The sequence below is a fragment of the Streptomyces silvae genome (genome assembly GCF_016745505.1).
Classification (GTDB): domain Bacteria; phylum Actinomycetota; class Actinomycetes; order Streptomycetales; family Streptomycetaceae; genus Streptomyces; species Streptomyces silvae.
This window is the reverse complement of the sequence record NZ_JAERUC010000205.1, coordinates 1-22,652: the sequence shown is the minus strand read 5'-3', so window position 1 is coordinate 22,652 and position 22,652 is coordinate 1. Positions and strand designations below refer to the sequence as shown.

The window sequence follows — 22,652 nt, the reverse complement described above, 5'->3', positions numbered from 1 at the left end:
GGCCGCCGGGCGCTTCGGCGCCCTCGCGCGGGTCCGCGACACGAAGCGGATGAGGGGCGCGATGTCGAACTGGAAGACGGCGACGCCGTCCGGCGAGTGCAGCTCCAGGACCAGCTGGGCCCGGCCGCACGGCCATATGCGGATGTCGCCGCGGGTGACGGGGGAGCGCAGTCCGCGTTCCAGCAGGTCGAGGCCGAGGGGCTGGTCGACGCCGCCGGGGAGCCGGACGTGGACGGTCTGCGGCTCGGCCGGGTCGTAGCGCAGTTCGACGGGGACCAGTCGGGGGTCCGGGCCGTCCGTGATGAGCCGGGCGCGGGCGTGTTCTTGGATCACGAGGGACATGGCCGGCTCCTCCTGTGTGAAAATCTCTCCCCCCAATGTCCCATATATTCGCATTTGGGCATGTTGAAGGGTTCGCGCAGTTGTCACAAGTGCGCTCTTGCGAACTGTTTGCAACAGGGCCCTATCATGGAGCGTTTCCCGACCCCGCCCGCAGCAACGCCCGAAAGCGGAGCCACTCCATGCATGTACCCGACGGTTTCATCAACGCACCCGTCTCCGCCGTCGCCGGTGTCGTCGCCGCAGGCGCGGTCGCCGTCGGGCTCCGCGGCGCCCGGCGTGAACTGGACGAAAAGACCGCGCCGCTGGCCGGGCTGGTCGCCGCGTTCATCTTCGCCGTGCAGATGCTGAACTTCCCGGTCGCGGCCGGCACCAGCGGCCACCTCCTGGGCGGGGCACTGGCGGCGATCCTCGTCGGGCCCTACACAGGGCTGCTCTGCATAGCCGTCGTCCTGCTCATGCAGGGGATCCTCTTCGCGGACGGCGGCCTCACCGCGCTCGGCGTGAACATCACGGTGATGGGCGTCGTCACCACCGTCGTCGCCTACGCGCTCTTCCGCGGGCTGACCCGTGTGCTGCCCCGCACCCGCCGCTCGACGACCGCCGCCGCCTTCGTGGCCGCGCTGGTCTCCGTGCCGGCCGCCGCCGTCGCGTTCACCCTGATCTACGCGATCGGCGGCACCACCGACGTACCCATCGGCAAGGTGCTCACCGCGATGGTCGGCGTCCACGTCCTCATCGGCATCGGGGAGGCGGCGATCACCGCGCTGACCGTGGGGGCCGTGATCGCGGTGCGCCCCGACCTGGTGCACGGGGCCCGTGGGCTCGCGGCCCCGCTCAAGCTCCGCGTCGACGGTGAACTCGTCGACGCCCCTGCCGCCGCCGAGCCCGCCCCGGCAGCCGCCCGCTCCACCCGCAAGGTCTGGGGCGCCGGACTGGCCGCCGCGCTCGTCCTCGCGGGCTTCGTCTCCTTCTACGCCTCCGCCAGCCCCGACGGCCTGGAGAAGGTCGCCGCCGACAAGGGCATCGACGAGAAGGTCCAGGAACACGGCGCCGCCGACTCCCCGCTCGCCGACTACGGCGTCAAGGACATCAGCGACGCCCGGGTCTCCGGGGGCCTCGCCGGAGTGATCGGCGTCGGCGTCACCGTCGCCGTCGGCAGCGGCGTCTTCTGGGCCGTGCGCCGCCGTCGTACGCCGGAGGCTCCCGAGACCCGCACCCCCGAGTCCGTCTGATGGGCGCCGGCCACGCGCACAAGCTCTACCGGCACGGGCACTCACCGGTCCACGCCCTGCCGCCGCACTGCAAGCTCGCCGCCGTCCTCTGCTTCGTCGTGGCCGTCGTCTCCACCCCCCGCGAGGCCGTCTGGGCCTTCGCGCTGTACGCGGTGCTGCTCGCCGGTGTCGCCGCGGTCGCCCGGATCCGTCCCGGGTTCCTGCTGAAGCGGCTGGTCATCGAGGTGCCGTTCGTGGCCTTCGCCCTGCTCATGCCGTTCGTGGTGCCCGGCGAGCAGACCGAGCTGTTCGGCGTCCACCTCAGCGTCCCCGGCCTCTGGGGCGCCTGGAACGTCCTGGCCAAGGGCACCCTCGGGGTGGCCGCCTCGGTGATCCTGGCCTCGACCACCGAGCTCCGCTCCCTGCTCCTCGGCCTCCAGCGGCTGAGGCTCCCGCCGCTGCTCGTCCAGATCGCGTCCTTCATGATCCGGTACGGCGACGTCATCACCGACGAGCTGCGCCGGATGTCCATCGCACGGCGCTCCCGCGGCTTCGAGGCGCGCGGAGTACGCCACTGGGGCGCCCTCGCCAAGACGGCGGGCGCCCTCTTCATCCGGTCCTACGAGCGCGGTGAACGCGTCCACCTCGCGATGGTCAGCCGCGGCTACACCGGCACGATGCCGGTGATCGACGAGGTGACCGCCTCCCGCACCCAGTGGGCGCACGCCGCGGCACTCCCCGTGCTCGCCCTCGTCGTATGTCTGCTGGGATGGACCGTATGAGCCTGCCCACCGCCCCCGCGCCGTCCCTCGAGGTCAGCGGCCTCGCCTACGCCTACCCCGACGGCCACCAGGCCCTCTTCGGCGTCGACCTGACCGTGGACCGCGGCGAACGCGTGGCGCTCCTCGGCCCCAACGGAGCCGGCAAGACCACGCTCGTCCTCCACCTCAACGGCATCCTCGACGCGGGCGCCGGCACCGTCCGGGTCGCCGGGCTGCCCGTGGAGAAGCGGCACCTCGCCGAGATCCGCCGCCGCGTCGGCATCGTCTTCCAGGACCCCGACGACCAGCTCTTCATGCCGACCGTCCGCGAGGACGTCGCCTTCGGGCCCGCCGCCGCGGGGCTGCGCGGTCCCGAGCTGGAGGACCGGGTCATGACCGCGCTCAAGCAGGTCGGCATGGAGGAGTTCGCGGCGCGTCCCCCGCACCACCTCTCCTTCGGCCAGCGCCGCCGGGTCGCCGTCGCCACCGTCCTCGCCATGGAGCCGGAGATCCTCGTCCTGGACGAGCCCTCCTCGAACCTGGACCCGGCCTCCCGCCGCGAACTCGCCGACATCCTGCGCTCCTTGGACGTCACCGTGCTGATGGTCACCCACGACCTGCCGTACGCCCTGGAGCTCTGCCCGCGCGCCGTCATCCTCAGCGACGGGGTGATCACCGCCGACGACCGCACACAGGACCTGCTCTGCGACGACGCCCTGATGCGCAGGCACCGGCTGGAGCTGCCCTTCGGCTTCGACCCGCGTTCCGTCTCCGTTCCGCGTCCGTGAACGGACGGTGACCCGGCACCCGCTCCGCCCGCGGAGCAATGCACCATGGGGGGATGAGCGGGAGCGCGGGAGCAGGCGTGGACGTACGGGGCACGGTGGCGCCGGGATTCGAGGCGGTACGGGACGCTTTCGTCCGTAACTTCGAACAGCGTGGGGAGCGGGGAGCGGCCGTCGCCCTCTACCGCCACGGGCGCAAGGTCGTGGACCTGTGGGCCGGGACGAGGGATGTCGACGGCACCGAACCCTGGGCCGTGGACACCGTCCAGATCGTGCGCTCCGCCGGGAAGGGCGTCGCCGCCGCCGTGCCGCTGCTGCTGCACCAGCGCGGGCAGGTGGACCTGGACGCCCCGGTCGGCACGTACTGGCCGGAGTTCAAGGCCAACGGCAAGGAGCGCGTGCTCGTACGCCATCTCCTCGCCCACCGGGCCGGGCTGGCCGCCCTCGACAGGGCGCTGACGCCCGAGGAGGCGGCCGACGGGGTCAGCGGGCCGGAGGCCGTCGCCGCCCAGCAGCCGCAGTGGGAGCCCGGCACCGACCACGGGTACCACGCCCAGACCTACAGCTGGCTCGTCGGTGAACTGGTGCGCAGGGTCACCGGGCGGACCATCGGCCGCTGGATCGCCGAGGAGATCGCCCGGCCGCTGGGGCTGGACTTCTGGTTCGGGCTGCCCGCCGACGAGGCGCACCGCATCGGGCGGATCGGGCCCGTCGAACCCCCGCCCGCCGAGGGCAGCGGCGCCCTCCGCATGCGGCCCAAGCGCTCCGTCGTCGACGCGTACGGCGATCCGGACTCGCTGACCCGCCGCGCCTTCGGGGCCATCGACCCCTTCCCCGACGAGAACGCCCCCGCCTACCGCGCGGCCGAACTCCCCGCGTCCAACGGCGCCGCCACCGCGCGCGGGCTCGCCCGCTGCTACGCCGCGATGATCGGCGAGGTCGACGGGCAGCGGCTGTTCGCCCCCGCCACGCTCACCCTGGCCCGCACCGAGGAGTCCGCCGGGCCGGACCGTGTGCTGGTCGTCAACACCCGTTTCGGCCTCGGCTACATGCTGCACGGCCCGTCCGCGCCGCTGCTGGGCCCCGGGTCGTTCGGCCACCCCGGCCGGGGCGGATCGCTGGGCTTCGCCGACCCCGAGTCGGGCATCGCGCTCGGCTATGTGACGAACGGTCTGCAGAAGGGAGTCACCGCCGACCCCCGTGCCCAGGCCCTGGTCCGGGCAGTACGGTCGGCGCTATGACTCCTCGCCTCGCTCGCCTCGACGGATACGCCGCCCTGCTCACCGGTGCGGGACAGGGCATCGGCGCGGCCGCCGCCCGCCGGCTCGCCTCCGAGGGCGCGGCCGTCCTCGTCACCGACCTGGACGCCGACCGCGCCGCACGCACGGCTGCGGGGATACGCGAGGCGGGCGGCACCGCCGAGTCCCTGGCCTGCGACGTCGGCGACCGGGCGGCGGTCGGAGCGGCGGTGGCCCACGCGGTCGACGTCTTCGGACGCCTCGACGTCCTCGTCAACAACGCCTATGCCGACCACGAGGACGCCCCGCTCTTCGAGGACGAGACGGACGAGATGTGGGCCCGCAGCCTCGACATCACCCTGACTGGCGCCTACCGCTGCTCCCGCGCCGCACTGCCGCACCTGGTGGCCTCCGGCCGGGGAGCCATCGTCAACATCGGCTCCGTCAACGGCGAACAGGACTTCGGCGGCCACGCCTACAGCGCCGCCAAGGCGGGCCTGGCCAGCCTGACCCGGACCCTCGCCGGCCACGCGGGCCCCCGCGGTGTCCGCGTCAACCTCATCGCGCCCGGCACGATCCGCACGGACGCCTGGGCGGGCCGCGAGGACTCACTGGAGCGGGCCGGGTCCCTCTATCCGCTCGGCCGGGTCGGCGAACCGGACGACATCGCGGCCGCCGTCGCCTTCCTCGCCTCCCCGGACGCGGCCTGGATCACCGGCACGACGCTGCGGGTGGACGGCGGGCTGCTCGCCGTCAACACCGGCTTCCGCGCGGCGATGACCACGGATCCCGAAACCCGGTAGCCGGACCGGCGGCACGCTGCCTACCCTGCCCGGATGATCGACCACGGACTCACGGACCGGACCGGCCGGCGCGTCACCCTGCGCGGGGTGGACGACGCCAACTGGCGTGCGGTCGCCGACATCGCGCCCCTGGACTCCCAGCGCGACCACGCGCCCGCACTGGCCGCCCGCTACCTGCTGCTGTCCCTGCGCGAGGACACCTGGCACTCGCTCGCGGTGTACGCGGACGAGACCGTCACCGGCCATGTGATGTGGGCCCGGGACGACGACGGCTCGTACTGGATCGGCGGGGTGCTCGTCGACGGCCCCGAGCAGGGCCGGGGGACCGGCCGCGCCGCCGTACGCACGCTCGCCGGGTGGCTGGCGCAGCAGGAGGGCTGCGAGGTGCTCCGGCTCTCGTACGGCACCGACAACACGGCGGCCGGGGAGCTCTACGCCTCGCTCGGCTTCCGGCCCACCGGCGAGGAGGAGGACGGCGAGGTCGTCGTGGAACTGGCGGCGTCGGCCGTACGGTGACGGGCCGCCCAGGGCGTGCCGAGGCCCGCACCCGGCACGCCCTGGGCGGCCCCGGTCAGCTGGTGTGCAGCATCAGGCCGATGCCGACCACCATCAGCCCGGCCGCCGCGATCCGCGGAGCCCCGAACCGCTCCTTGAAGAACAGGGTCCCTATCGCGGCACCCACGATGATCGAGGACTCGCGGAGCGCGGCGATCGGAGCCAGCGCGGCCCTCGTCTGCGCCCACAGGACGAGCCCGTAGGCGGCGACCGACAGCGCGGCGCCCAGCAGGCCCCGCGCGGCGAACGGGGTGAGCTGGGGCACCAGTTCGCCCCGGCGCCGCCAGAACGCGTAGGCGGGGATGGCGATCCCCTCCAGGATCATCAGCCAGGCGATGTAGCCGAGCGGTGTTCCCGAGGCGCGCACCCCCACCCCGTCGACCGTCGTGTAGCCGGCGATGGCCAGCCCCGTCGCGAGGGCGGCCAGGATCGCGGGCCAGTGGGGCCGCTTGCCGGAGCCCCGGATGCCCCACAGCGCCAGCCCGACGAGCCCCGCCGAGGCCACCGCCACGCCGGCCGTGGCCCAGCCGTCCGGGCGCTCCCCGATGAAGACGGCGGCCAGGACCGTCACGACGAGGGGGGCCGTGCCCCGGGCGATCGGATACATCTGGCCGAAGTCGCCCAGGGTGAACGAGCGCATCAGCAGCAGCATGTAGGCCACGTGCAGACCCGCGGAGACCAGCAGGTACGGCCAGGCGCCGGACGCCGGGAGCGGGGCGAAGCAGGCCAGTACGAGTCCGATCAGCGCCCCGCCGCCCGAGATCAGGGTGAAGGAGAGCAACTGGTCCCGTATGGCGTGGGCGATCGCGTTCCAGCTGGCGTGCGTGATCGCGGCGGCCAGGACGGCCGCCGCCACCAGCGGGGTCACGCGGTCTGCTCGCGTACGTCCACGAGAGTGCCGCCCGCGAGCTCGACCAGCCGCGCGGGGGCGAGCGGGAAGACCGTGTGCGGGGTGCCGGCGGCGGCCCAGACCGTCGCGTGGACCAGCAGCCCCCGGTCGGCCAGCACCCGGGTCCTCGTACGGTGCCCGAAGGGCGGGACCCCGCCGATCGCGTAGCCGGTGGTCTCGCGGACCAGGTCGGCGCCGGCCCGCTTGACCTTCCCGGCGCCGAGCTCGGCCCGTACGCGCTCCACGTCCACCCGGGAGGAGCCGTCCATCAGCACCAGGACCGGCACGCCGTCCGCCTCGAAGATCAGGGACTTGACGATCTGGCTCAGCTCGCAGCCGATGGCCGCGGCGGCCTCGACGGCGGTGCGGGTGGCGTCCGGGAAGCGGCGTACCTCGACGCCGAGGCCCAGCTCCCGCAGGGCCTCGGCGAACCGGGGGTGGGCGTCGGACGGGTTCGTGACGGGGGTGGTCTCGGAAGTGCTCATACCCCGCACGCTACTGAAAGGGCGGGCGCGTACACCAGGCAGTTCCCGGTGCACGCGCCCGCCGGCCGGAGGGCGCGGGTCAGGAGCCCGCGCGCAGCACCGCCGCCACCACCGGGCCGGCCGCGTCGCCGCCGTGGCCGCCGGACTGGACGACCGCCGCTGCCGCGAGATCGTCGCTGAAACCGGTGAACCAGCTGTTGGACGTGCCCTGTCCGTCGACCTCGGCCGAACCGGTCTTGGCGCCCTTGTCGCCGTTGACCGAGGCCATGGCCGCCTTGCCGGTGCCCCAGGAGGCGGTGGCCCGCATCATGTCGTTCAGCTGCTGGGTGACGTTCCCGGAGAGCGAGCGCGACGCGGTGGCGAGCTGCCGGTCGTCGAGGGACTGCGGGACGATCACGGGCTGGTGGAACGTTCCGGTGCGGGCGGTCGCCGTGATGGACGCGATGTTGAGGGCGTTCATCTGGACGGTGCCCTGGCCTATGTACTGGGCCGCCGCCTCACCGCCGGCCTCCTCGGGCACCTTGCCGTCGAAGGAGGTGATGCCGGTCTTCCAGTCGAGGCCGATGCCGAAGACGTCCCGGGCCTCCTTGGGCAGCGCCGCGTCGTCCTCGGTGTCGTCGATCAGCTTGATGAAGGCGGTGTTGCACGAGCGGGCGAAGCTGGTGGTGAAGCTGCTGGAGGAGGGCAGCTCGAAGTAGTCCAGGTTGTGGAACGTACGGCCCTCGTAGAGCACGTCCTTGGGGCACTCCGTGGCGCCGCCGGCCGTGACCAGGCCCTTCTCCAGGAGCATCGCCGCGGTGACGATCTTCAGCGTCGAGCCGGGCGCCTGCCTGCCCTGCATCGCAGCGTTGAAGCCGGTGGCCGGGTTGTTGGCCACCGCGCGGATCGCCCCGGTGGACGGCTTCACGGCGACCACCGACGCCCCGCTGAACTGCTTGACCGCCTGCTCCGCCGCCGCCTGGGCGCCCGCGTCCAGCGTGGTCTGCAGCTTGCCGGGCCTGCCCTTGGCGAGCGTCAGCAGCGTGGTGTTCGGCAGCTGCTCGTCGGCCGGCTCGATCCAGGTCTCGATGCCCGGGGAACCGCCGGTGCTGTCGCCGTACTTCTCGCGCAGGGTGTCCAGGATCGGCCCCAGCGACGGGTACGTCTCCTTGTCCAGCACCTTGCCGTTGTGGTCGACGGCCTCGATCGCCGCCGTGGACGACTCCCCGGTCTTCAGTGACGCGCCCTCGGTGAGCTGCGGATGGACCACCGTGGGCTGCCAGTCGACGAGGGCCTTGCCGGTGGTCAGCCCGCGCACCACGGTCAGCTCGGATGAGTACGACCACGGCTTGGTCTTCCCCTCGTAGGAGACCGTCGCCTTCACCGTGTAGGGCACCTTCGCGCCGACGGCGGGACCCGGCGTGATCACCGCCTTCGTGACGTGGGCCTCCTCGGCGAAGCCCGTCAGCAACGGCTCCGCGCCCGACTCGTTGTTCGTCAGCAGCGCCGCGCCCGGCCCGTCGCCCGACGCCCAGGCCGCGAGGAAGCCCTTGGCGGTCTCCTCGATCTCCTTCTTGTCCGGCGGCCCGGTCCTCACCTCGGAGGACGCGGAGGCGGTCTCGGTCCCCCCGGACCCGCCGCCTCCCAGCACCACCTCGTAGGCGCCGTAACCGAGCCCCCCGGCCACCAGCACGAACACTCCGCCGACGACGGCGACCTTCGCTCCACTGCGCATCTGTGCAGTCCCCCTCCCCATGAGCCCCGGTTGAACGTGTTCAAGTGGGGCCTTCCTTCGGCACTTTACGTGACGGGAGTGCGCCCTGAGCGGGTTGTTACCGGACTGCTATGCGCTCCGGGAGAGCGCTTTCCGCCAGGTGTCCGCTTTCCGTCCCTCTCTGGGCTCGGTCCTCACCGTTGCCCACGGTGGTGCGCCTCGCTATGTTAATGGGGAATCACATCTTTCAGCATGATCGGAAACGCGGTGGTAATGCAACTCGCAAGCCAGGTAGGGCGTGTGGCGCGGCCTGGCCCAGCAGGGAAGTGGGTAAGTAAATGCAGAATCTCAACAGGCGGAGCGTCCTGTCGCTCGGTGTGGCACTCGGCCTCGTGGGCGTGGGGAGCCCCGCCCGGGCCTGGGCGGCTGCGGGCGGGGTGACGGGAGCCGCCGCGGGGACCGGTCCGGAGTGGATCTGGGACGAGGCGGCGGACCCCCTGATGGCCTCGATGCTGACCGGGGGCCACGTACCCGCGATCAACACCGCGTGGGCGTCATGGGTGAACAACAACGACCCGCTGCCCGGCGGGCTTCCGGACGAGTTCACCGCCTACCTGGGGCAGGTCAACAGGCTGCCCTCGTGGGCGGATCCCGCCAAGCTGACCCGCGCCGCGGACTTCAACCGGCGCCGGGACACGTACCTCTTCATGCTGTACGGCCTCGGCAGCGGGATCATGAGCACCGTGATCCCGCGCGAGGCCAAGAGCGTCTACTGGTCCGCGGGCGGTGCCCAGATGCAGGACCGCGCGGCCAAGACGTTCACCTTCGGCTACGACCTCTCCCAGCTCAAGGCCTTCGAGCCGACGGGGCAGTTCGTCGTCACCGCCAACAAGACGCGCGTGGTGCACGCGGCGGTCCGCCACCTGCTGCCGCAGTCGCCGCACTGGCGGGCGGTCGCCGACGAGACCGTCCCGATCAGTGCCGCCGACATCCTGGTCACCTTCCACAGCCTGGGCACGTACGTCCACAGGAAGCTGCTGGACTGGAAGATCCCCTACCCGGCGGCGGACCAAGAGGCGTTCCTGCACTCGTGGCAGGTCGCCGTCCATCTGCTCGGTGTGCCGTACGAGCACATCCCCAAGACCTGGGCGGCGGCCGAGAAGCAGTCGGCGCAGGTGCTCACCCCGATCCTCACCCCCTCGACCGAGGGCATCGAGCTGGCGGAGGAACTGCTCGGCCTGACCGCGCAGATCGACCTCGGCGTCACCCGCGGGTTCCTGAACGAGTTCGTGCGCTACGTCCTCAGCGACGAGGTCGGCGACTGGCTGGGACTGAAACGCGACTACGTGTCGGCGGCCCTGGTCCGCACCGCGTGGCCGGCGTACATCCTGTTCCGCGAGGGGCTCTCGCCCGTCATGCCCGGCACCTTCTACATGTTCGACCAGTTCGTACGCGCCCTGGCCATGCTCTTCCTCAACAAGGGCGCCTCCGGGACGACCACCCCGATCACGATCCCGACCGGGAACCGGGCCGGCTGAGCCCCAGGGCACCCACGACCAGGGCGGTCACGGCGTCACGGTGGCCGTGGCTGTCCTGCCACCGCAGCCCGCGTCCGGCCTCGACGGCCACACCGAACGCCGCGTGCACCAGCACCCGGGCCTGACGCGGGTCCAGCTCGGGCCGGGCCAGCCGCAACTGCTGCTCCCAGACGGCGATGTGCTCGCGCTGGGCGAGGACCAGGGGCCGCCGCAGGCCGTCCGGCAGACCGGCGAGCTCGGCCTCGGCGACGCTGTTGAGCGCGGTGTGCTCGAAGCTGTAGGCCACGTACGTCGCCGCCAGGGCCTCGACGGCCTCGCGCGGGCCGGACACCTCCTGGAGGCTGCGGTCGACACCCTGGGCCAGGAGTCCCGCCGCCTGGAGGCACGCCGCCGCCAGGATGTCGACCTTGCCCGAGTAGTGGCGGTAGAGCGCGGACGGGGCCAGCCCCACCGCCTGCGCGATCTGTCCGTTGGTGACGCTGGTGAAGCCGTCCCGTGCGAACAGCGGGACGGCGGCGGCCAGGATCTCCGCGCGCCGGGTGCGCGGCACCGGCTGGGCGGGCAGCTCGACGGGGCGCGGGCTGCCTCTCCGGGCCGCCGCGGGATCGGTCGCGGCGACACGCAGCGCGGACGCCGACAGCAGCTCCTCGGCCCGCCGCTGGGCGATCGAGGTGTGATGCATCGTGATGGACCCGATCGCACCGAGGGCCGCCACGGCCCGCAGGCGCCTGTCGGGGAGCGGGTACGCGCGCTGCACCGCCTCGTCGACCCGCCCCACGATGTGCCCGAACCGCATCATGAGACGCCTGCGGTCCTCACGTTCGAGGTAGCGGGCCTCCCACCGGTACACGCCGCCCGACGCGCGGTGGGCGACGGTGACCCGGGTGAGGGCGGCGCACACGTCCGGCAGCGCCGCACCGGGCGGCACCTCGTCGAGCGCGGCGACGAGCCGGCCCGCCGTGACGTCGGCGCACTCGGCGAACAGCGCGTACTTGTTCGGGAAGTGCCGGTACAGCGCCGCCGCGGTGATCCCCACCGCGGCGGCGATCTTCTCCATGGACGCCGCGTGGTACCCGTGCTCGCCGAAGACCCGTCCGGCCGCCTCGACGATCAGCTGCCTGCGGTTGCGGGGCCGGGTGGCCGCGGTCGGCTCGGTCACACCCAGGTGTCCAGCCACATCCGGTCGCGCCAGGAGTCCTCCGGGATCGACGTGCCCGTGTACAGCGGCCAGAAGTAGACGAAGTTCCAGACGATCAGCAGCACCAGCACGCCCGCCGCGATCGCGCCCAGCGTGCGCCGGCGTTCGCCCGTGGGATCGGCGGTGTCCATGCCGAGCCGGTGTCTGGTGCCCGTGCCGGCCGCCGGGCCCAGGAGCGCGCCGATCATCATCGTGACCGCCAGACACAGGAACGGCACGAACACGACCGCGTAGAACAGGAAGATCGTGCGCTCCTGGTAGAAGAACCAGGGCACCCAGCCCGCCGCCACCCCGCACGCGATCGCGCCCGCCCGCCAGTCGCGGCGGAAGAACCAGCGCCACAGCACGTACAGCAGCGCCACGCACGCCGCCCACCAGAGCAGCGGGGTGCCGAGCGCCAGGACCTCACGGGCGCACTTGTTGGTCGAGGACTCCAGGCAGCCCGACTTCTCCTCGTAGAAGTACGAGACGGGGCGGCCCAGCACGATCCAGCTCCACGGATTGGACTGGTAGGTGTGGCCGGAGGTCAGGCCGACGTGGAACTCGTAGACCTGGTTCTCGTAGTGCCACAGGCTGCGCAGCCAGTCCGGCAGCCAGGTCCAGCTGCCGCCCTTGCCCTCGGTGGCCGCCCAGTTCCGGTAGTAGCCCTTGTCCGTGACGATCCAGCCGGTCCACGAGACGAGGTACGTGCCGATCGCGACCGGCACAGTGGAGAGGAACGCGGGCAGCAGGTCCCTGAGGACCACGGCCCGGTACGGCTGCACGGCACCCGCCGTACGCCGCGCGCCGACGTCCCAGAGCACCGCCATCACACCGAACGCGGCCAGGATGTAGAGCCCGTTCCACTTCGTGGCGAACGCCAGGCCGAGCATCAGACCGGCTGTGATCCGCCACGGGCGCCACCCCAGGCGGAGCGTTTCGGCGACGTGGACGTCGGGGCGCAGGAGCCCCTCCTCGTCGACCGGGAGCGCGGTGGCCAGCTTGCGGCGGGACCAGTCGCGGTCGATCAGGAGGCAGCCGAAGGCCGCGAGCACGAAGAACATCAGCACCAGGTCGAGCAGCGCGGTGCGGCTCATCACGAAGTGCAGCCCGTCCACGGCCAGCAGGGTGCCCGCGAGACAGCCCAGGAACGTCGAGCGGAACAGGCGCCGGCCGATGCGGCACAGCATCAGGATGGAGAGGGTGCCGAGCAGCGCCACCATGAAGCGCCAGCCGAACGGGGTGAACCCGAAGAGCTGCTCCCCGAAACCGATGATCCACTTGCCGACCGGGGGATGGACGACGTAACCCGGGTCCACCGGGATGTCCACCGAGGACGGGTCCTTCAGGATCAGCTTGTCGACGTCCTTGGGCCAGGAACCCTCGTACCCCTGGTTGACCAGGGCCCAGGCGTCCTTGGCGTAGTACGTCTCGTCGAATATCACCGCCTTCGGGCTGCCCAGGTTCCAGAACCGCAGCACCCCGGCGACCAGGGCGACCAGCAGCGGCCCGCCCCAGGCGGACCAGCGCACCAGGCGGCCGGCGAGGGCCGGAGGCACCGCGAGCACGCTCCAGAACTGGCGGCCCGGGGCCGCGTAGGGCGGGTCCAGGCGCTCGCGCAGCCCCGTCTCCGGCCGTGGGGAATGGCCGAAGCGGCGCAGCCGCTGCTGCCAGGAAGGCGGCTGGTCGCCGGTGTGATCCCCGGCGTCGTTGCCCTGCTGGGCTTCGGGCGCAGTACTCGTCACCGCGCCATCGTAGGGAACGCATCTGTGCGAGTGGTGCCGCCAGGGCTGGGAGGATGGCCGATGTGACTGGAACGACTGGAACGCTCGTACTCGCAGGGACCCCCATCGGCGACGTGGCGGACGCCCCGCCACGGCTCGCCGCCGAGCTGGAGACGGCCGACGTGGTGGCCGCCGAGGACACCCGGCGGCTGCGCCGGCTGACCCAGGCGCTGGGCATCCACACGACGGGGCGTGTCGTGTCCTACTTCGAGGGCAACGAGTCGGCGCGCACCCCCGAACTCGTCGAGGCCCTGGCCGGCGGCGCGCGTGTCCTGCTCGTCACCGACGCCGGGATGCCATCCGTCTCCGACCCCGGCTACCGGCTCGTCGCGGCCGCCGTGGAGCAGGACATCAAGGTCACCGCCGTACCGGGCCCGTCGGCCGTGCTGACCGCGCTCGCGCTGTCCGCCCTGCCCGTGGACCGCTTCTGCTTCGAGGGCTTCCTGCCGCGCAAGGCGGGCGAGCGGCTCGGGAAGCTGCGGGAGGTGGCGGACGAGCGCCGCACGATGGTCTTCTTCGAGGCCCCGCACCGGCTGGACGACACCCTGGCCGCGATGGCCGAGGTGTTCGGCGCGGACCGCAGGGCCGCCGTGTGCCGGGAGCTGACCAAGACCTACGAGGAGGTCAAGCGCGGCCCGCTCGGCGAACTGGCCGTCTGGGCGGCCGAGGGCGTGCGCGGCGAGATCACCGTCGTGGTCGAGGGCGCCACGGACTCGGGCGAGGCACTGGACGCCGCCGAGCTGGTGCGCAGGGTGCAGGTGCGCGAGGAGGCGGGGGAGCGGCGCAAGGAGGCCATCGCGGCGGTCGCCGCCGACGCGGGGCTGCCCAAGCGCGAGGTGTTCGATGCGGTGGTGGCGGCAAAGAACGCGGCTCGGACCGGCCAGGAGCAGGGCAAAGGACTAACCTGAAATGTAAAGCCCGAGCCGCGTACCGGGCCCCCCGGCCACGGATCGGCCAAAAGCGTTCCAACACTCGGCAGACCTGGTGCGTCGCCGTCGGCGAAGGCGTCCACTTGAGGGTGGAACGCACCATCCGGAGTGCTTGTCCGGAGTGCTTGTCCAGCGGACAAGAGGAGCAGGCATGAGTGAGATCGCAGCAGCCACCGTGCACGAGGCGTACGCCTTCGCCTGCATGAGGTGCGGGTACGGCTGGGAGCAGGCCTACGAGATACAGCACCACGTCGACAGCTCGGGCAGCGCGTTCGTGGTCTACATGGCGGACGGGGAGCGCGTGCCCTCGCCCCTGTCCACCCCGACGTGTGTGAACTGCGGTGGTCACGTGGTGCGGATCATGCGCGCCGGACGGGTCTCCACCGTGCAGCAGCTGCTCAAGCCCCCGCAGGCCACGGCGGCCGGCCAGGAGACCCCCGAGGAGATGTCCGTGGCCACCGCCGTCCCCGCGGCCGGCCCGCCGGCGCGCCACTGGCAGCTGTCCGATCTGCTGCGCCCCTTCCACCGGCGGTGAGAGAGGGTTCATGCCCTCGTAGAGTCGTGGGCATGAGCCGTACCGACGCCCCGCCGCTCCCCGAACCCCTCAGGGTTCCGGTCGCCGATTCCCACACCCATCTGGACATGCAGGACGGAACCGTCGAGGAGGGCCTGGCCCGGGCCGCGGCGGTCAACGTGACCGCCGTCGTCCAGGTGGGCTGCGACGTGAAGGGCTCGCACTGGGCCGCCGAGACCGCCGCCGCGCACCCGTCCGTCCACGCCTCCGTCGCCCTGCACCCCAACGAGGCGCCGCGCATCGTGCACGGCGACCCGGAGGGCACCTCCCGCCAGGGGGCCAGGGAGCCGGGCGGGAAGGCGGCACTCGACGAGGCGCTCGCCGAGATCGACGCGCTGGCCGCCCTCGACCACGTACGCGCCGTCGGCGAGACCGGCCTCGACCACTTCCGTACGGGGCCCGAGGGCGTGGCCGCCCAGGAGGAGTCCTTCCGGGCCCACATCGAGATCGCCAAGCGGCACGGCAAGGCCCTGGTCATCCACGACCGGGACGCCCACGCGGACGTCCTGCGCATCCTGGCCGACGCCGGTGCGCCGGAGCGGACCGTCTTCCACTGCTACTCCGGGGACGCCGACATGGCCCGGATCTGCGCGGCGGCCGGGTACTTCATGTCCTTCGCGGGCAACGTCACCTTCAAGAACGCGCAGCCGCTGCGCGACGCGCTGGCCGTCGCCCCCGCCGAGCTGGTGCTCGTCGAGACGGACGCGCCCTTCCTCACCCCCGCCCCCTACCGCGGACGGCCCAACGCGCCCTATCTGATCCCGGTCACGCTGCGTGCCATGGCCGAGGTGCGGGGCACCGACGAGGACACCCTGGCGGCCGCCGTCTACGACAACACCGCGCGGGCGTTCGACTTCTGAGGAGGCGACGACGCTCCCTGCCGACACGTGGGGTAATCGTACAACTTTGTACGGTTACGGGGGCTCGGCTATCGTGCCCGCGCAACGGGGTCGGCAGGCCGGAACGTCGGGAGCGTCGTGGGCCATTCGCAGGGCAGTCACCGCGCGGCGCGCGGCGGTCGGCGTACGAGGCGGGCCCCGGTGCGGCCCCCGGTACCGCCGCCCCTGCCGCCGCGTCCCCCGACGGAGCGCCCCCTGCCGCCGCGCTCGTCGCCCGAGCGGTCCCTGACCGAGCGCTCCCTGCACGAGCAGCGGACGATCGTCGCCGGACTGTGGCCGGGCCCCCTGCCGGTCCACGACCCCACGGTGCTGGACACCCCGCTGGTGCCCCGGCAGGCGTCCCACCGGAAGGAACCCGCCGGGCACCGGGCGGTCCGCCGGCACCGGGGCGGCCCTCGGAGTCTGCGGCGGCTCGTCCCGCGCGCCCTGGTCCTCGCCGTGCTGGCCGGCGGCACCGTCGCGTTCCTCGCCCAGGACAAGGCCGTACGCGTCAGCGTCGACGGGACGTCCCGCACCCTGCACACCTTCGCTGACGACGTCGGGGAGCTCCTGGAGGCCGAGGGCGTCACGGTCGGCGCCCGGGACACCGTCGCCCCCGCCCCGGCCACCGGCCTCGACGACGGTGACGAGGTCGTCGTCCTCCGCGAGACGCGCGGCTTCGGTCCCGTGCCGGGCGGAGCGCCCTGGCTCCGGCCGTAGGCTTTACGGGTGAGCACCACAGAGCCCGACGCCCTCCTGGGCCCCGCAGACATCCGCGAGCTGGCCGCAGCGCTGGGCGTACGCCCCACCAAGCAGCGCGGTCAGAACTTCGTCATCGACGCCAACACGGTCCGCAGGATCGTACGGACCGCCGAGGTGCGGCCCGACGACGTGGTGGTGGAGGTCGGGCCCGGCCTGGGCTCGCTGACCCTGGCCCTGCTGGAGGCGGCCGACCGGGTCGTCGCCGTGGAGATCGACGACGTACTCGCGGGCGCCCTGCCCGCCACGGTCGCCGCCCGGCTGCCGGAGCGCGCCGACCGCTTCGCCCTGGTCCACTCCGACGCGATGCTGGTCACGGAGCTGCCCGGCCCGGCGCCGACCGCGCTCGTCGCCAACCTGCCGTACAACGTCGCCGTGCCGGTGCTGCTCACCATGCTGGAGCGCTTCCCCACCATCGAGCGGACGCTCGTCATGGTGCAGGCCGAGGTCGCCGACCGGCTCGCCGCCCGCCCCGGCAACAAGGTGTACGGGGTGCCGTCGGTCAAGGCCAACTGGTACGCCGACGTCAAGCGCGCCGGATCGATCGGGCGCACCGTCTTCTGGCCCGCGCCCAACGTCGACTCCGGGCTGGTCTCCCTGGTCCGGCGCACGGAGCCGATCCGTACGACCGCGAGCCGGGCCGAGGTCTTCGCCGTCGTGGACGCCGCGTTCGCCCAGCGCCGCAAGACGCTCCGCGCCGCCCTGGCCGGCTGGGCGGGCTCCGCCCCGGCCGCCGAGGCCGCCCTGACCGCCGCGGGGATCTCGCCGCAGGCGCGCGGCGAGGCCCTGACCGTCGAGGAGTTCGCCGCCATCGCCGAGAACAAGCCGGAGCCCTCCGCATGACCCAGAGCGTCACCGTCCGCGTACCCGCCAAGGTCAACGTGCAGCTCGCGGTGGGCGCCGCCCGCCCCGACGGCTTCCACGACCTGGCCAACGTGTTCCTCGCCGTCGGCCTGTACGACGAGGTCACCGTCACCCCCGCCGAGACCCTGCGCGTCACCTGCTCGGGACCGGACGCCGGCCAGGTCCCGCTGGACGCCACGAACCTCGCGGCCCGCGCCGCCATCGCGCTGGCCGCCCGGCACGGCATCGCGCCCGACGTCCACCTCCACATCGCCAAGGACATCCCCGTCGCCGGCGGCATGGCGGGCGGCAGCGCCGACGGCGCCGCCGCCCTGCTGGCCTGCGACGCCCTGTGGGGCACCGGCGCCACCCAGGAGGAACTCCTGGAGATCAGCGCCGAGCTGGGCAGCGACGTGCCGTTCAGCCTGGTCGGCGGGGCGGCCCTCGGCATCGGGCGTGGCGAGCAGCTGACGCCCGTCGAGGTCGGCGGCGCCTTCCACTGGGTCTTCGCCGTCGCCGACGGCGGGCTCTCCACCCCCGCGGTGTACGGCGAGTTCGACCGGCTCACCGCCGGCACCCGCGTACCGGAGCCCGCGGCCTCGCCGGCCCTGCTGACCGCCCTGCGCAAGGGGGACGCCGGCGCCCTCGCGGACGCCCTCGGCAACGACCTCCAGGCCGCCGCGCTCTCCCTGCGCCCCGCGCTGGCCGAGACCCTCGCGGCGGGCACCGCCGCCGGGGCCCTGGCCGCGCTGGTCTCCGGCTCCGGACCGACCACGGCGTTCCTGACCGCCGACGAGGAGTCCGCGCGGAAGGTGGCCGACGCCCTGCTGGCCTCGGGCACCTGCCGCAACGCCCGCGTGGCGGCGTCCCCCGCCCCGGGCGCCACGGTCGTCTGACCGGGGGAGACGGCGGGGGACGGGCACGCCGCCGTCGCCGTCAGCCCAGCTTCAGTGTCTTCTTCGCCAGCTCGTACGCCGGGAGCATCTCCTGGTGCTCCTGGGAGTCCAGCCCGCCCAGGTGCACCACGACCGGGCCCTCGGGGGTCGTGACCGCGAAGGCGTGCTCGGTCTTCGGCTCGTCCAGCAGCTCGCCGCTCACGGTGTAGCCGACCTCGGCGGCGGGCAGCGGGCCCGCCTCGGCCTCGGTGTACGTGGCCTCGCCCGCGTTCGGGTCGGCCTTGACGAAGGCCTCCAGCACCGCGCGGGGGGTGTCGCCGGACGCCTTGCCCTGCCAGACGCGGAGGTAGCCGATGTTCCCCGCCGGCTTCGCGTCGACCTCGCAGACCATGGTGACCGGGCCCTGCTCGCCCAGCGCGGCCAGGTCGGAGCCCGGCTCCACCGTGACGGCCTGCGGCTTCCAGTCCGCCGCCAGGTCGAACGTCACCGGCAGCTCGCAGGGCGAGCCCGCGCCGCCGAGCGTGACGCCCTTCGCCGCGGCGGCGTTCCCCGTGGCGCTCCCGGCGGCCTTGGAAGGGGCGCTGTCCCCGTTCTTCCCCGGGTCCGCACCGTTACCGCCGCCGGACGACGACGAACAGCCGGCCAGCGCCAGCGCCGCCACAGCCGCCGGAATCAGAGCCCGTACCGCTCCACGCATCATGAAGTCCCCACCCCGAAGATGTTCCGAACCGCTCCGACCTGGGGTTTCTCCCCATGATCGATCGCCGCACGCTATCGCACCCCGCGTGGCGACTACCCTGGGACGCCGAGCGGTCCCCGACGCAGGGATCCCCGACGCAGGAGTGAAATGGCCGTCAATCTGGTCAATGTCGAGCAGGTCAGCAAGGTGTACGGCACCCGTGCCCTGCTCGACGGTGTATCCCTCGGGGTGTCCGAGGGCGACCGGATCGGCGTCGTCGGCCGCAACGGCGACGGCAAGACGACGCTCATCCGGATGCTCGCCAAGCTGGAGGACGCCGACACCGGCCGTGTCACCCACAACGGCGGGCTGCGCCTCGGTGTCCTCACCCAGCACGACTCCCTGGACCCGGCGAAGACCATCCGCCAGGAGGTCATCGGCGATCTCGCCGACCACGAGTGGGCGGGCAGCGCCAAGATCCGCGACGTACTGACCGGACTCTTCGGCGGCCTCGCCCTCCCCGGCTTCGAGCACGGCCTCGACACCGTCATCGCCCCGCTCTCCGGCGGTGAGCGCCGCCGCATCGCCCTGGCGAAGCTCCTCATCGACGAGCAGGACCTGATCGTCCTGGACGAGCCCACCAACCACCTCGACGTCGAGGGCATCTCCTGGCTCGCCGGCCATCTGCGCACCCGGCGCTCCGCGCTCGTCTGCGTGACCCACGACCGGTGGTTCCTGGACCAGGTCTGCACCCGCATGTGGGACGTCCAGCGGGGCACCGTCCACGAGTACGAGGGCGGCTACAGCGACTACGTGTTCGCGCGGGCCGAGCGGGAGCGGATCGCCGCGACCGAGGAGTCCAAGCGGCAGAACCTGATGCGCAAGGAGCTGGCCTGGCTGCGCCGGGGCGCCCCCGCGCGCACCTCCAAGCCGCGCTACCGCATCGAGGCCGCCAACGAGCTGATCGCCGACGTGCCGCCCCCGCGCGACACCAGCGAGCTGATGAAGTTCGCCAACGCCCGGCTCGGCAAGACCGTCTTCGACCTGGAGGACGTGACCGTCCAGGCCGGACCCAAGACGCTGCTCACCCACCTCACCTGGCAGCTCGGCCCCGGCGACCGGGTCGGCCTGGTCGGCGTCAACGGCGCGGGCAAGACCTCGCTGCTGAAGGCGCTCGCCGAGGCGTCCCGCAGCCAGGGCGACGTACAGCCCGCGGCCGGGAAGGTCGTCGTCGGCAAGACCGTCAAGCTCGCCTACCTCTCGCAGGAGGTCGCCGAACTCAACCCGAACCTGCGGGTGCTCGAAGCCGTCCAGCAGGTGCGCGACCGCGTCGACCTCGGCAAGGGCCGTGAGATGACGGCCGGACAGCTCTGCGAGCAGTTCGGCTTCGCCAAGGAGAAGCAGTGGACCCCCGTCGGCGACCTCTCCGGTGGTGAGCGGCGCCGGCTCCAGATCCTGCGGCTGCTCATGGACGAGCCCAACGTCCTCTTCCTCGACGAGCCCACCAACGACCTGGACATCGAGACGCTGACCCAGCTGGAGGACCTCCTCGACGGCTGGCCCGGATCGATGATCGTGATCTCCCACGACCGGTTCTTCATCGAGCGGACCACCGACAAGGTGATGGCGCTCCTCGGTGACCACGCCCTGCGGATGCTGCCGCGCGGCATCGACGAGTACATCGAGCGCAGGCAGCGCATGGAGGAGACGGCGACGCCCGCCTCCGCCGCCGGGTCCTCGGCGCCGAAGGCCGCGCCGGCCGAGACGGTCTCGCCGCAGGCGGCGCGCGCGGCGAAGAAGGAGCTCCAGAAGGTCGAGCGGCAGCTCGACAAGATGTCGACCAGGGAGACGGCCCTGCACGCGCAGATCGCCGACAACGCCACCGACTTCGAGAAGGTCGCCACGCTCGACGCCGAGCTGCGTGAACTGGTCGCGGAGCGGGACGTGTTGGAGATGCGCTGGCTCGAACTGGCCGAGGACGCCTGACGGATGAGCCCGGTGCGGGCCGAGGGCCGTGCCCGGGCGGGTGGTAGAAAGTAGATCCGCCCGGGTTGGCGTGACCCTGCGGAGCCATGGACGTACGAGGGGGATCCGCCGATGACTCAGCCTGCCGGCCAACAACCGCAGGGGAGCTTCGGAGCCCCGTACGATCCGCCGCCCGGCGCCCCCGGACACGGCTACCGGCCGCCCCCTTACGCCTCGCACCCCGGGCCGTACGGGCCGCCGGCGCAGGGGAGTTACGGTCCTCCGTCGCAGCCGCCCGGTGGCACGGGACCGGCCGGTCCCGGCGGCGGTGGCCGCTTCAGGGGCAGGACCGGCGCGATCGTCGGCGCCGTGCTCGCCCTGGTCCTGGTCGCCGGGGGCGGCGTCTGGTTCGCCCTGAGCGGTGACGACGACGGCGGGAAGCCGGCCGCCGGACCCGCGCCCACGGCTGGCCAGGGCGACGGGAAGAGCGACGGCGAGGGCGAGAGCGACGCGGAACTGGCGACCCGCCTCGACGGCCTCCGCGAGCCGGGCGAGGCGAAGGTCCGCTGGGTCCAGAGCCTGGGCGTCGACCTCCCGGCCCGGGCCATGGGCGTGTACGGGCCGTGGAGGGCCGGGGACATCGTCGCCAAGGCCTTCTACCGCACCGTGTCGGGCTACTCGATGGCCGACGGGGCGGTGCGGTGGAGCCTGCGGCTGCCGCAGGACATCTGCGGGGCGCCGACCCAGCCCACCACGGACGGCAGGATCGTCGTCGTGACGGAGGGGGAGGAGACCGACACCGGCGCGGACTGCTCGGTCATGCAGATGATCGACCTGCGGACGGGGAAGACGGGCTGGACGAAGTCCCTGCCGAACAACCCTGACACCCAGCGGCGGCCCGCCATGGCGGCGAACGGCGCCACGGTGACGTTCGCGCGCCCCGGACAGGTCCACACCTACCGGGCGGAGGACGGACAGGAGCTGTTCGCCGCACAGCCGCGCGACTGCCAGTCCTACTCCTTCGTGAGCGGGCCCCGGATGGTGGCCCTCGCGAACTGCGCGAAGGGCCACGAGGTCCAGGAGTTCGACCCGGCGTCCGGGAAACTGAAGTGGCGGTACGCCGTCGAGCAGGGCTGGTCCGTCGAACAGGTCTACTCGGTCAGCCCCTTGGTGGTGGCGATGGGGAAGGGCGACGCATGGCGGCTCGTCGCCCTGCGGGACGACGGCACCTACCGTTCGGCGATCGACCTGGGCACCCGGGACGTCGACCTCGGTTTCGCCGGCTACGAGGTGAGGTGCGGCGGCTACCTGGTCGTCTCCCGGAACAGGGACGACTGCGAGGGCGTCGCCGCGGACGACGACACCTTCTACATCTCGACCAAGCGGAAGCACGTCGAGTTCGACGTCGACAACCGGATCGTCGCGTTCGACCTCGACACCGGCCGGCAGAAGTGGGCGGCCGACGCGCCGCTCGGGCGGAGGATGGAACCGATGCGCCTGGACGGCGGGAAGCTGCTCGTCCACGTGGCCGCCACCACGTCGCGGGGCGGCGAGATCGCCACGCTCGCACCCACCGGCGGCGAGCCGCGGACGCTGCTCACCCATCCGGCGGCGACGGCCGCCGTCGAGGCGGGCATGACCGCCGCCGAGGTCGACTACGAGGACGGCCGTTCCCTCCTCACCCTGCCGCTGGTCGGCACCGCCGAGGACGACGAGGCCGAGATGAGCACGAAGACGATGCTTGCCTTCGGCGAGTGAGCGGGCAGCCCGCCCGTCGCGCGGCGGGCGACGCAGAGCACTTCGCCCGGCCGTGTGAACGGGCCGGGCTCCGGACCGCACGAAGGGGGACGTGCTGATGACCCAGCCGC

At 72.8% G+C, this 22,652-nt stretch carries 22 protein-coding genes; 15 read left to right on the top strand and 7 right to left on the bottom strand.

Going from position 1 to position 22,652, the window contains the following annotated elements; all coding sequences use genetic code 11:
- Positions 1-342: SsgA family sporulation/cell division regulator (locus JKV81_RS34820; RefSeq protein WP_202079597.1), on the bottom strand; the 342-nt coding region annotated here is incomplete at its 3' end.
- A 179-nt stretch (positions 343-521) separates the two neighbouring features.
- Here JKV81_RS34820 and JKV81_RS34815 point away from each other — a divergent pair.
- From JKV81_RS34815 to JKV81_RS34790, 6 genes are all read left to right on the top strand, one after another.
- The gene (locus JKV81_RS34815) at positions 522-1,574 is read left to right on the top strand and encodes an energy-coupling factor ABC transporter permease (protein ID WP_202079595.1); all 1,053 of its coding nucleotides are present in this window, start codon (positions 522-524) and stop codon (positions 1,572-1,574) included.
- Complete coding sequence (cbiQ, locus tag JKV81_RS34810; RefSeq protein ID WP_124277386.1) at positions 1,574-2,335, top strand: cobalt ECF transporter T component CbiQ; 762 nt, start codon at positions 1,574-1,576, stop codon at positions 2,333-2,335. Before JKV81_RS34815 ends, cbiQ begins: the two co-directional genes overlap by 1 nt.
- Entirely contained in the window at positions 2,332-3,102 is a 771-nt protein-coding gene (locus JKV81_RS34805; RefSeq protein ID WP_129263928.1) for an energy-coupling factor ABC transporter ATP-binding protein, read from the top strand. The genes cbiQ and JKV81_RS34805 overlap by 4 nt, the downstream gene beginning before the upstream one ends.
- A 77-nt stretch (positions 3,103-3,179) precedes the next feature.
- Positions 3,180-4,340, top strand: a complete 1,161-nt coding sequence (locus JKV81_RS34800) for a serine hydrolase domain-containing protein (RefSeq protein ID WP_124278125.1) — start codon at positions 3,180-3,182, stop codon at positions 4,338-4,340.
- On the top strand, positions 4,337-5,140 hold the full coding sequence (locus tag JKV81_RS34795; RefSeq protein ID WP_124277384.1) for an SDR family NAD(P)-dependent oxidoreductase: 804 nt from the start codon (positions 4,337-4,339) through the stop codon (positions 5,138-5,140). The genes JKV81_RS34800 and JKV81_RS34795 overlap by 4 nt, the downstream gene beginning before the upstream one ends.
- A 33-nt stretch (positions 5,141-5,173) precedes the next feature.
- A complete protein-coding gene (locus JKV81_RS34790) occupies positions 5,174-5,656 on the top strand; it encodes a GNAT family N-acetyltransferase (RefSeq protein ID WP_129263924.1) in 483 nt (160 codons plus the stop codon).
- Positions 5,657-5,711: 55 nt separating this feature from the next.
- Here JKV81_RS34790 and JKV81_RS34785 read toward each other — a convergent pair whose 3' ends face one another.
- The 3 genes from JKV81_RS34785 to JKV81_RS34775 form a co-directional block, all read right to left on the bottom strand.
- Positions 5,712-6,563 carry an EamA family transporter gene (locus JKV81_RS34785; protein ID WP_129263922.1) on the bottom strand — a complete coding sequence of 284 codons (852 nt, stop codon included), beginning with the start codon at positions 6,561-6,563 and terminating at the stop codon, positions 5,712-5,714.
- Complete coding sequence (locus tag JKV81_RS34780; RefSeq protein ID WP_202079593.1) at positions 6,560-7,069, bottom strand: YbaK/EbsC family protein; 510 nt, start codon at positions 7,067-7,069, stop codon at positions 6,560-6,562. The genes JKV81_RS34785 and JKV81_RS34780 overlap by 4 nt, the downstream gene beginning before the upstream one ends.
- Before the next feature lie 79 nt (positions 7,070-7,148).
- Positions 7,149-8,783, bottom strand: a complete 1,635-nt coding sequence (locus tag JKV81_RS34775; protein ID WP_202079591.1) for a penicillin-binding transpeptidase domain-containing protein — start codon at positions 8,781-8,783, stop codon at positions 7,149-7,151.
- Positions 8,784-9,100: 317 nt separating this feature from the next.
- On the opposite strand from JKV81_RS34775, the gene JKV81_RS34770 reads away from it, so the two are divergent.
- Positions 9,101-10,300 carry an oxygenase MpaB family protein gene (locus tag JKV81_RS34770; RefSeq protein ID WP_202079590.1) on the top strand — a complete coding sequence of 400 codons (1,200 nt, stop codon included), beginning with the start codon at positions 9,101-9,103 and terminating at the stop codon, positions 10,298-10,300.
- Here JKV81_RS34770 and JKV81_RS34765 read toward each other — a convergent pair.
- Together JKV81_RS34765 and JKV81_RS34760 are read right to left on the bottom strand one after the other, a co-directional pair.
- A complete protein-coding gene (locus JKV81_RS34765) occupies positions 10,269-11,459 on the bottom strand; it encodes a TetR/AcrR family transcriptional regulator (RefSeq protein ID WP_307820665.1) in 1,191 nt (396 codons plus the stop codon). The two genes, JKV81_RS34770 and JKV81_RS34765, sit on opposite strands and share 32 nt — an antisense overlap.
- Positions 11,456-13,222: a dolichyl-phosphate-mannose--protein mannosyltransferase gene (locus JKV81_RS34760; RefSeq protein ID WP_129263915.1), complete on the bottom strand. Its 1,767-nt coding sequence runs from the start codon at positions 13,220-13,222 to the stop codon at positions 11,456-11,458. Before JKV81_RS34760 ends, JKV81_RS34765 begins: the two co-directional genes overlap by 4 nt.
- A gap of 53 nt (positions 13,223-13,275) precedes the next feature.
- Between JKV81_RS34760 and rsmI the strand changes: the two genes are divergently transcribed.
- The 6 genes from rsmI (at position 13,276) to JKV81_RS34730 (ending at position 18,140) form a co-directional block, all read left to right on the top strand.
- Positions 13,276-14,169, top strand: coding sequence for a 16S rRNA (cytidine(1402)-2'-O)-methyltransferase (gene rsmI / locus JKV81_RS34755; protein ID WP_124277377.1), 894 nt, complete (start codon positions 13,276-13,278; stop codon positions 14,167-14,169).
- Positions 14,170-14,341: 172 nt separating this feature from the next.
- Positions 14,342-14,725, top strand: a complete 384-nt coding sequence (locus JKV81_RS34750; protein WP_129263913.1) for a hypothetical protein — start codon at positions 14,342-14,344, stop codon at positions 14,723-14,725.
- A 32-nt stretch (positions 14,726-14,757) separates the two neighbouring features.
- On the top strand, positions 14,758-15,624 hold the full coding sequence (locus tag JKV81_RS34745) for a TatD family hydrolase (protein ID WP_202079586.1): 867 nt from the start codon (positions 14,758-14,760) through the stop codon (positions 15,622-15,624).
- Positions 15,625-15,804: 180 nt separating this feature from the next.
- Positions 15,805-16,362: a ubiquitin-like domain-containing protein gene (locus tag JKV81_RS34740; RefSeq protein ID WP_372444276.1), complete on the top strand. Its 558-nt coding sequence runs from the start codon at positions 15,805-15,807 to the stop codon at positions 16,360-16,362.
- Between the two features lie 9 nt (positions 16,363-16,371).
- On the top strand, positions 16,372-17,244 hold the full coding sequence (gene rsmA, locus JKV81_RS34735; protein WP_129263908.1) for a 16S rRNA (adenine(1518)-N(6)/adenine(1519)-N(6))-dimethyltransferase RsmA: 873 nt from the start codon (positions 16,372-16,374) through the stop codon (positions 17,242-17,244).
- Positions 17,241-18,140: a 4-(cytidine 5'-diphospho)-2-C-methyl-D-erythritol kinase gene (locus JKV81_RS34730; RefSeq protein ID WP_129263906.1), complete on the top strand. Its 900-nt coding sequence runs from the start codon at positions 17,241-17,243 to the stop codon at positions 18,138-18,140. The genes rsmA and JKV81_RS34730 overlap by 4 nt, the downstream gene beginning before the upstream one ends.
- Positions 18,141-18,180: 40 nt before the next feature.
- On the opposite strand, the gene JKV81_RS34725 is transcribed toward JKV81_RS34730, so the two are convergent.
- Positions 18,181-18,840 (bottom strand): lipoprotein, encoded by a 660-nt coding sequence (locus JKV81_RS34725; RefSeq protein ID WP_202079582.1) that lies wholly within the window; start codon positions 18,838-18,840, stop codon positions 18,181-18,183.
- A 147-nt stretch (positions 18,841-18,987) separates the two neighbouring features.
- Here JKV81_RS34725 and JKV81_RS34720 point away from each other — a divergent pair, with 147 nt between their 5' ends.
- Positions 18,988-20,805, top strand: coding sequence for an ABC-F family ATP-binding cassette domain-containing protein (locus JKV81_RS34720; RefSeq protein WP_129263903.1), 1,818 nt, complete (start codon positions 18,988-18,990; stop codon positions 20,803-20,805).
- A gap of 111 nt (positions 20,806-20,916) precedes the next feature.
- Complete coding sequence (locus tag JKV81_RS34715) at positions 20,917-22,542, top strand: outer membrane protein assembly factor BamB family protein (RefSeq protein ID WP_202079580.1); 1,626 nt, start codon at positions 20,917-20,919, stop codon at positions 22,540-22,542.
- The last annotated feature ends 110 nt before the right edge of the window (positions 22,543-22,652 follow it).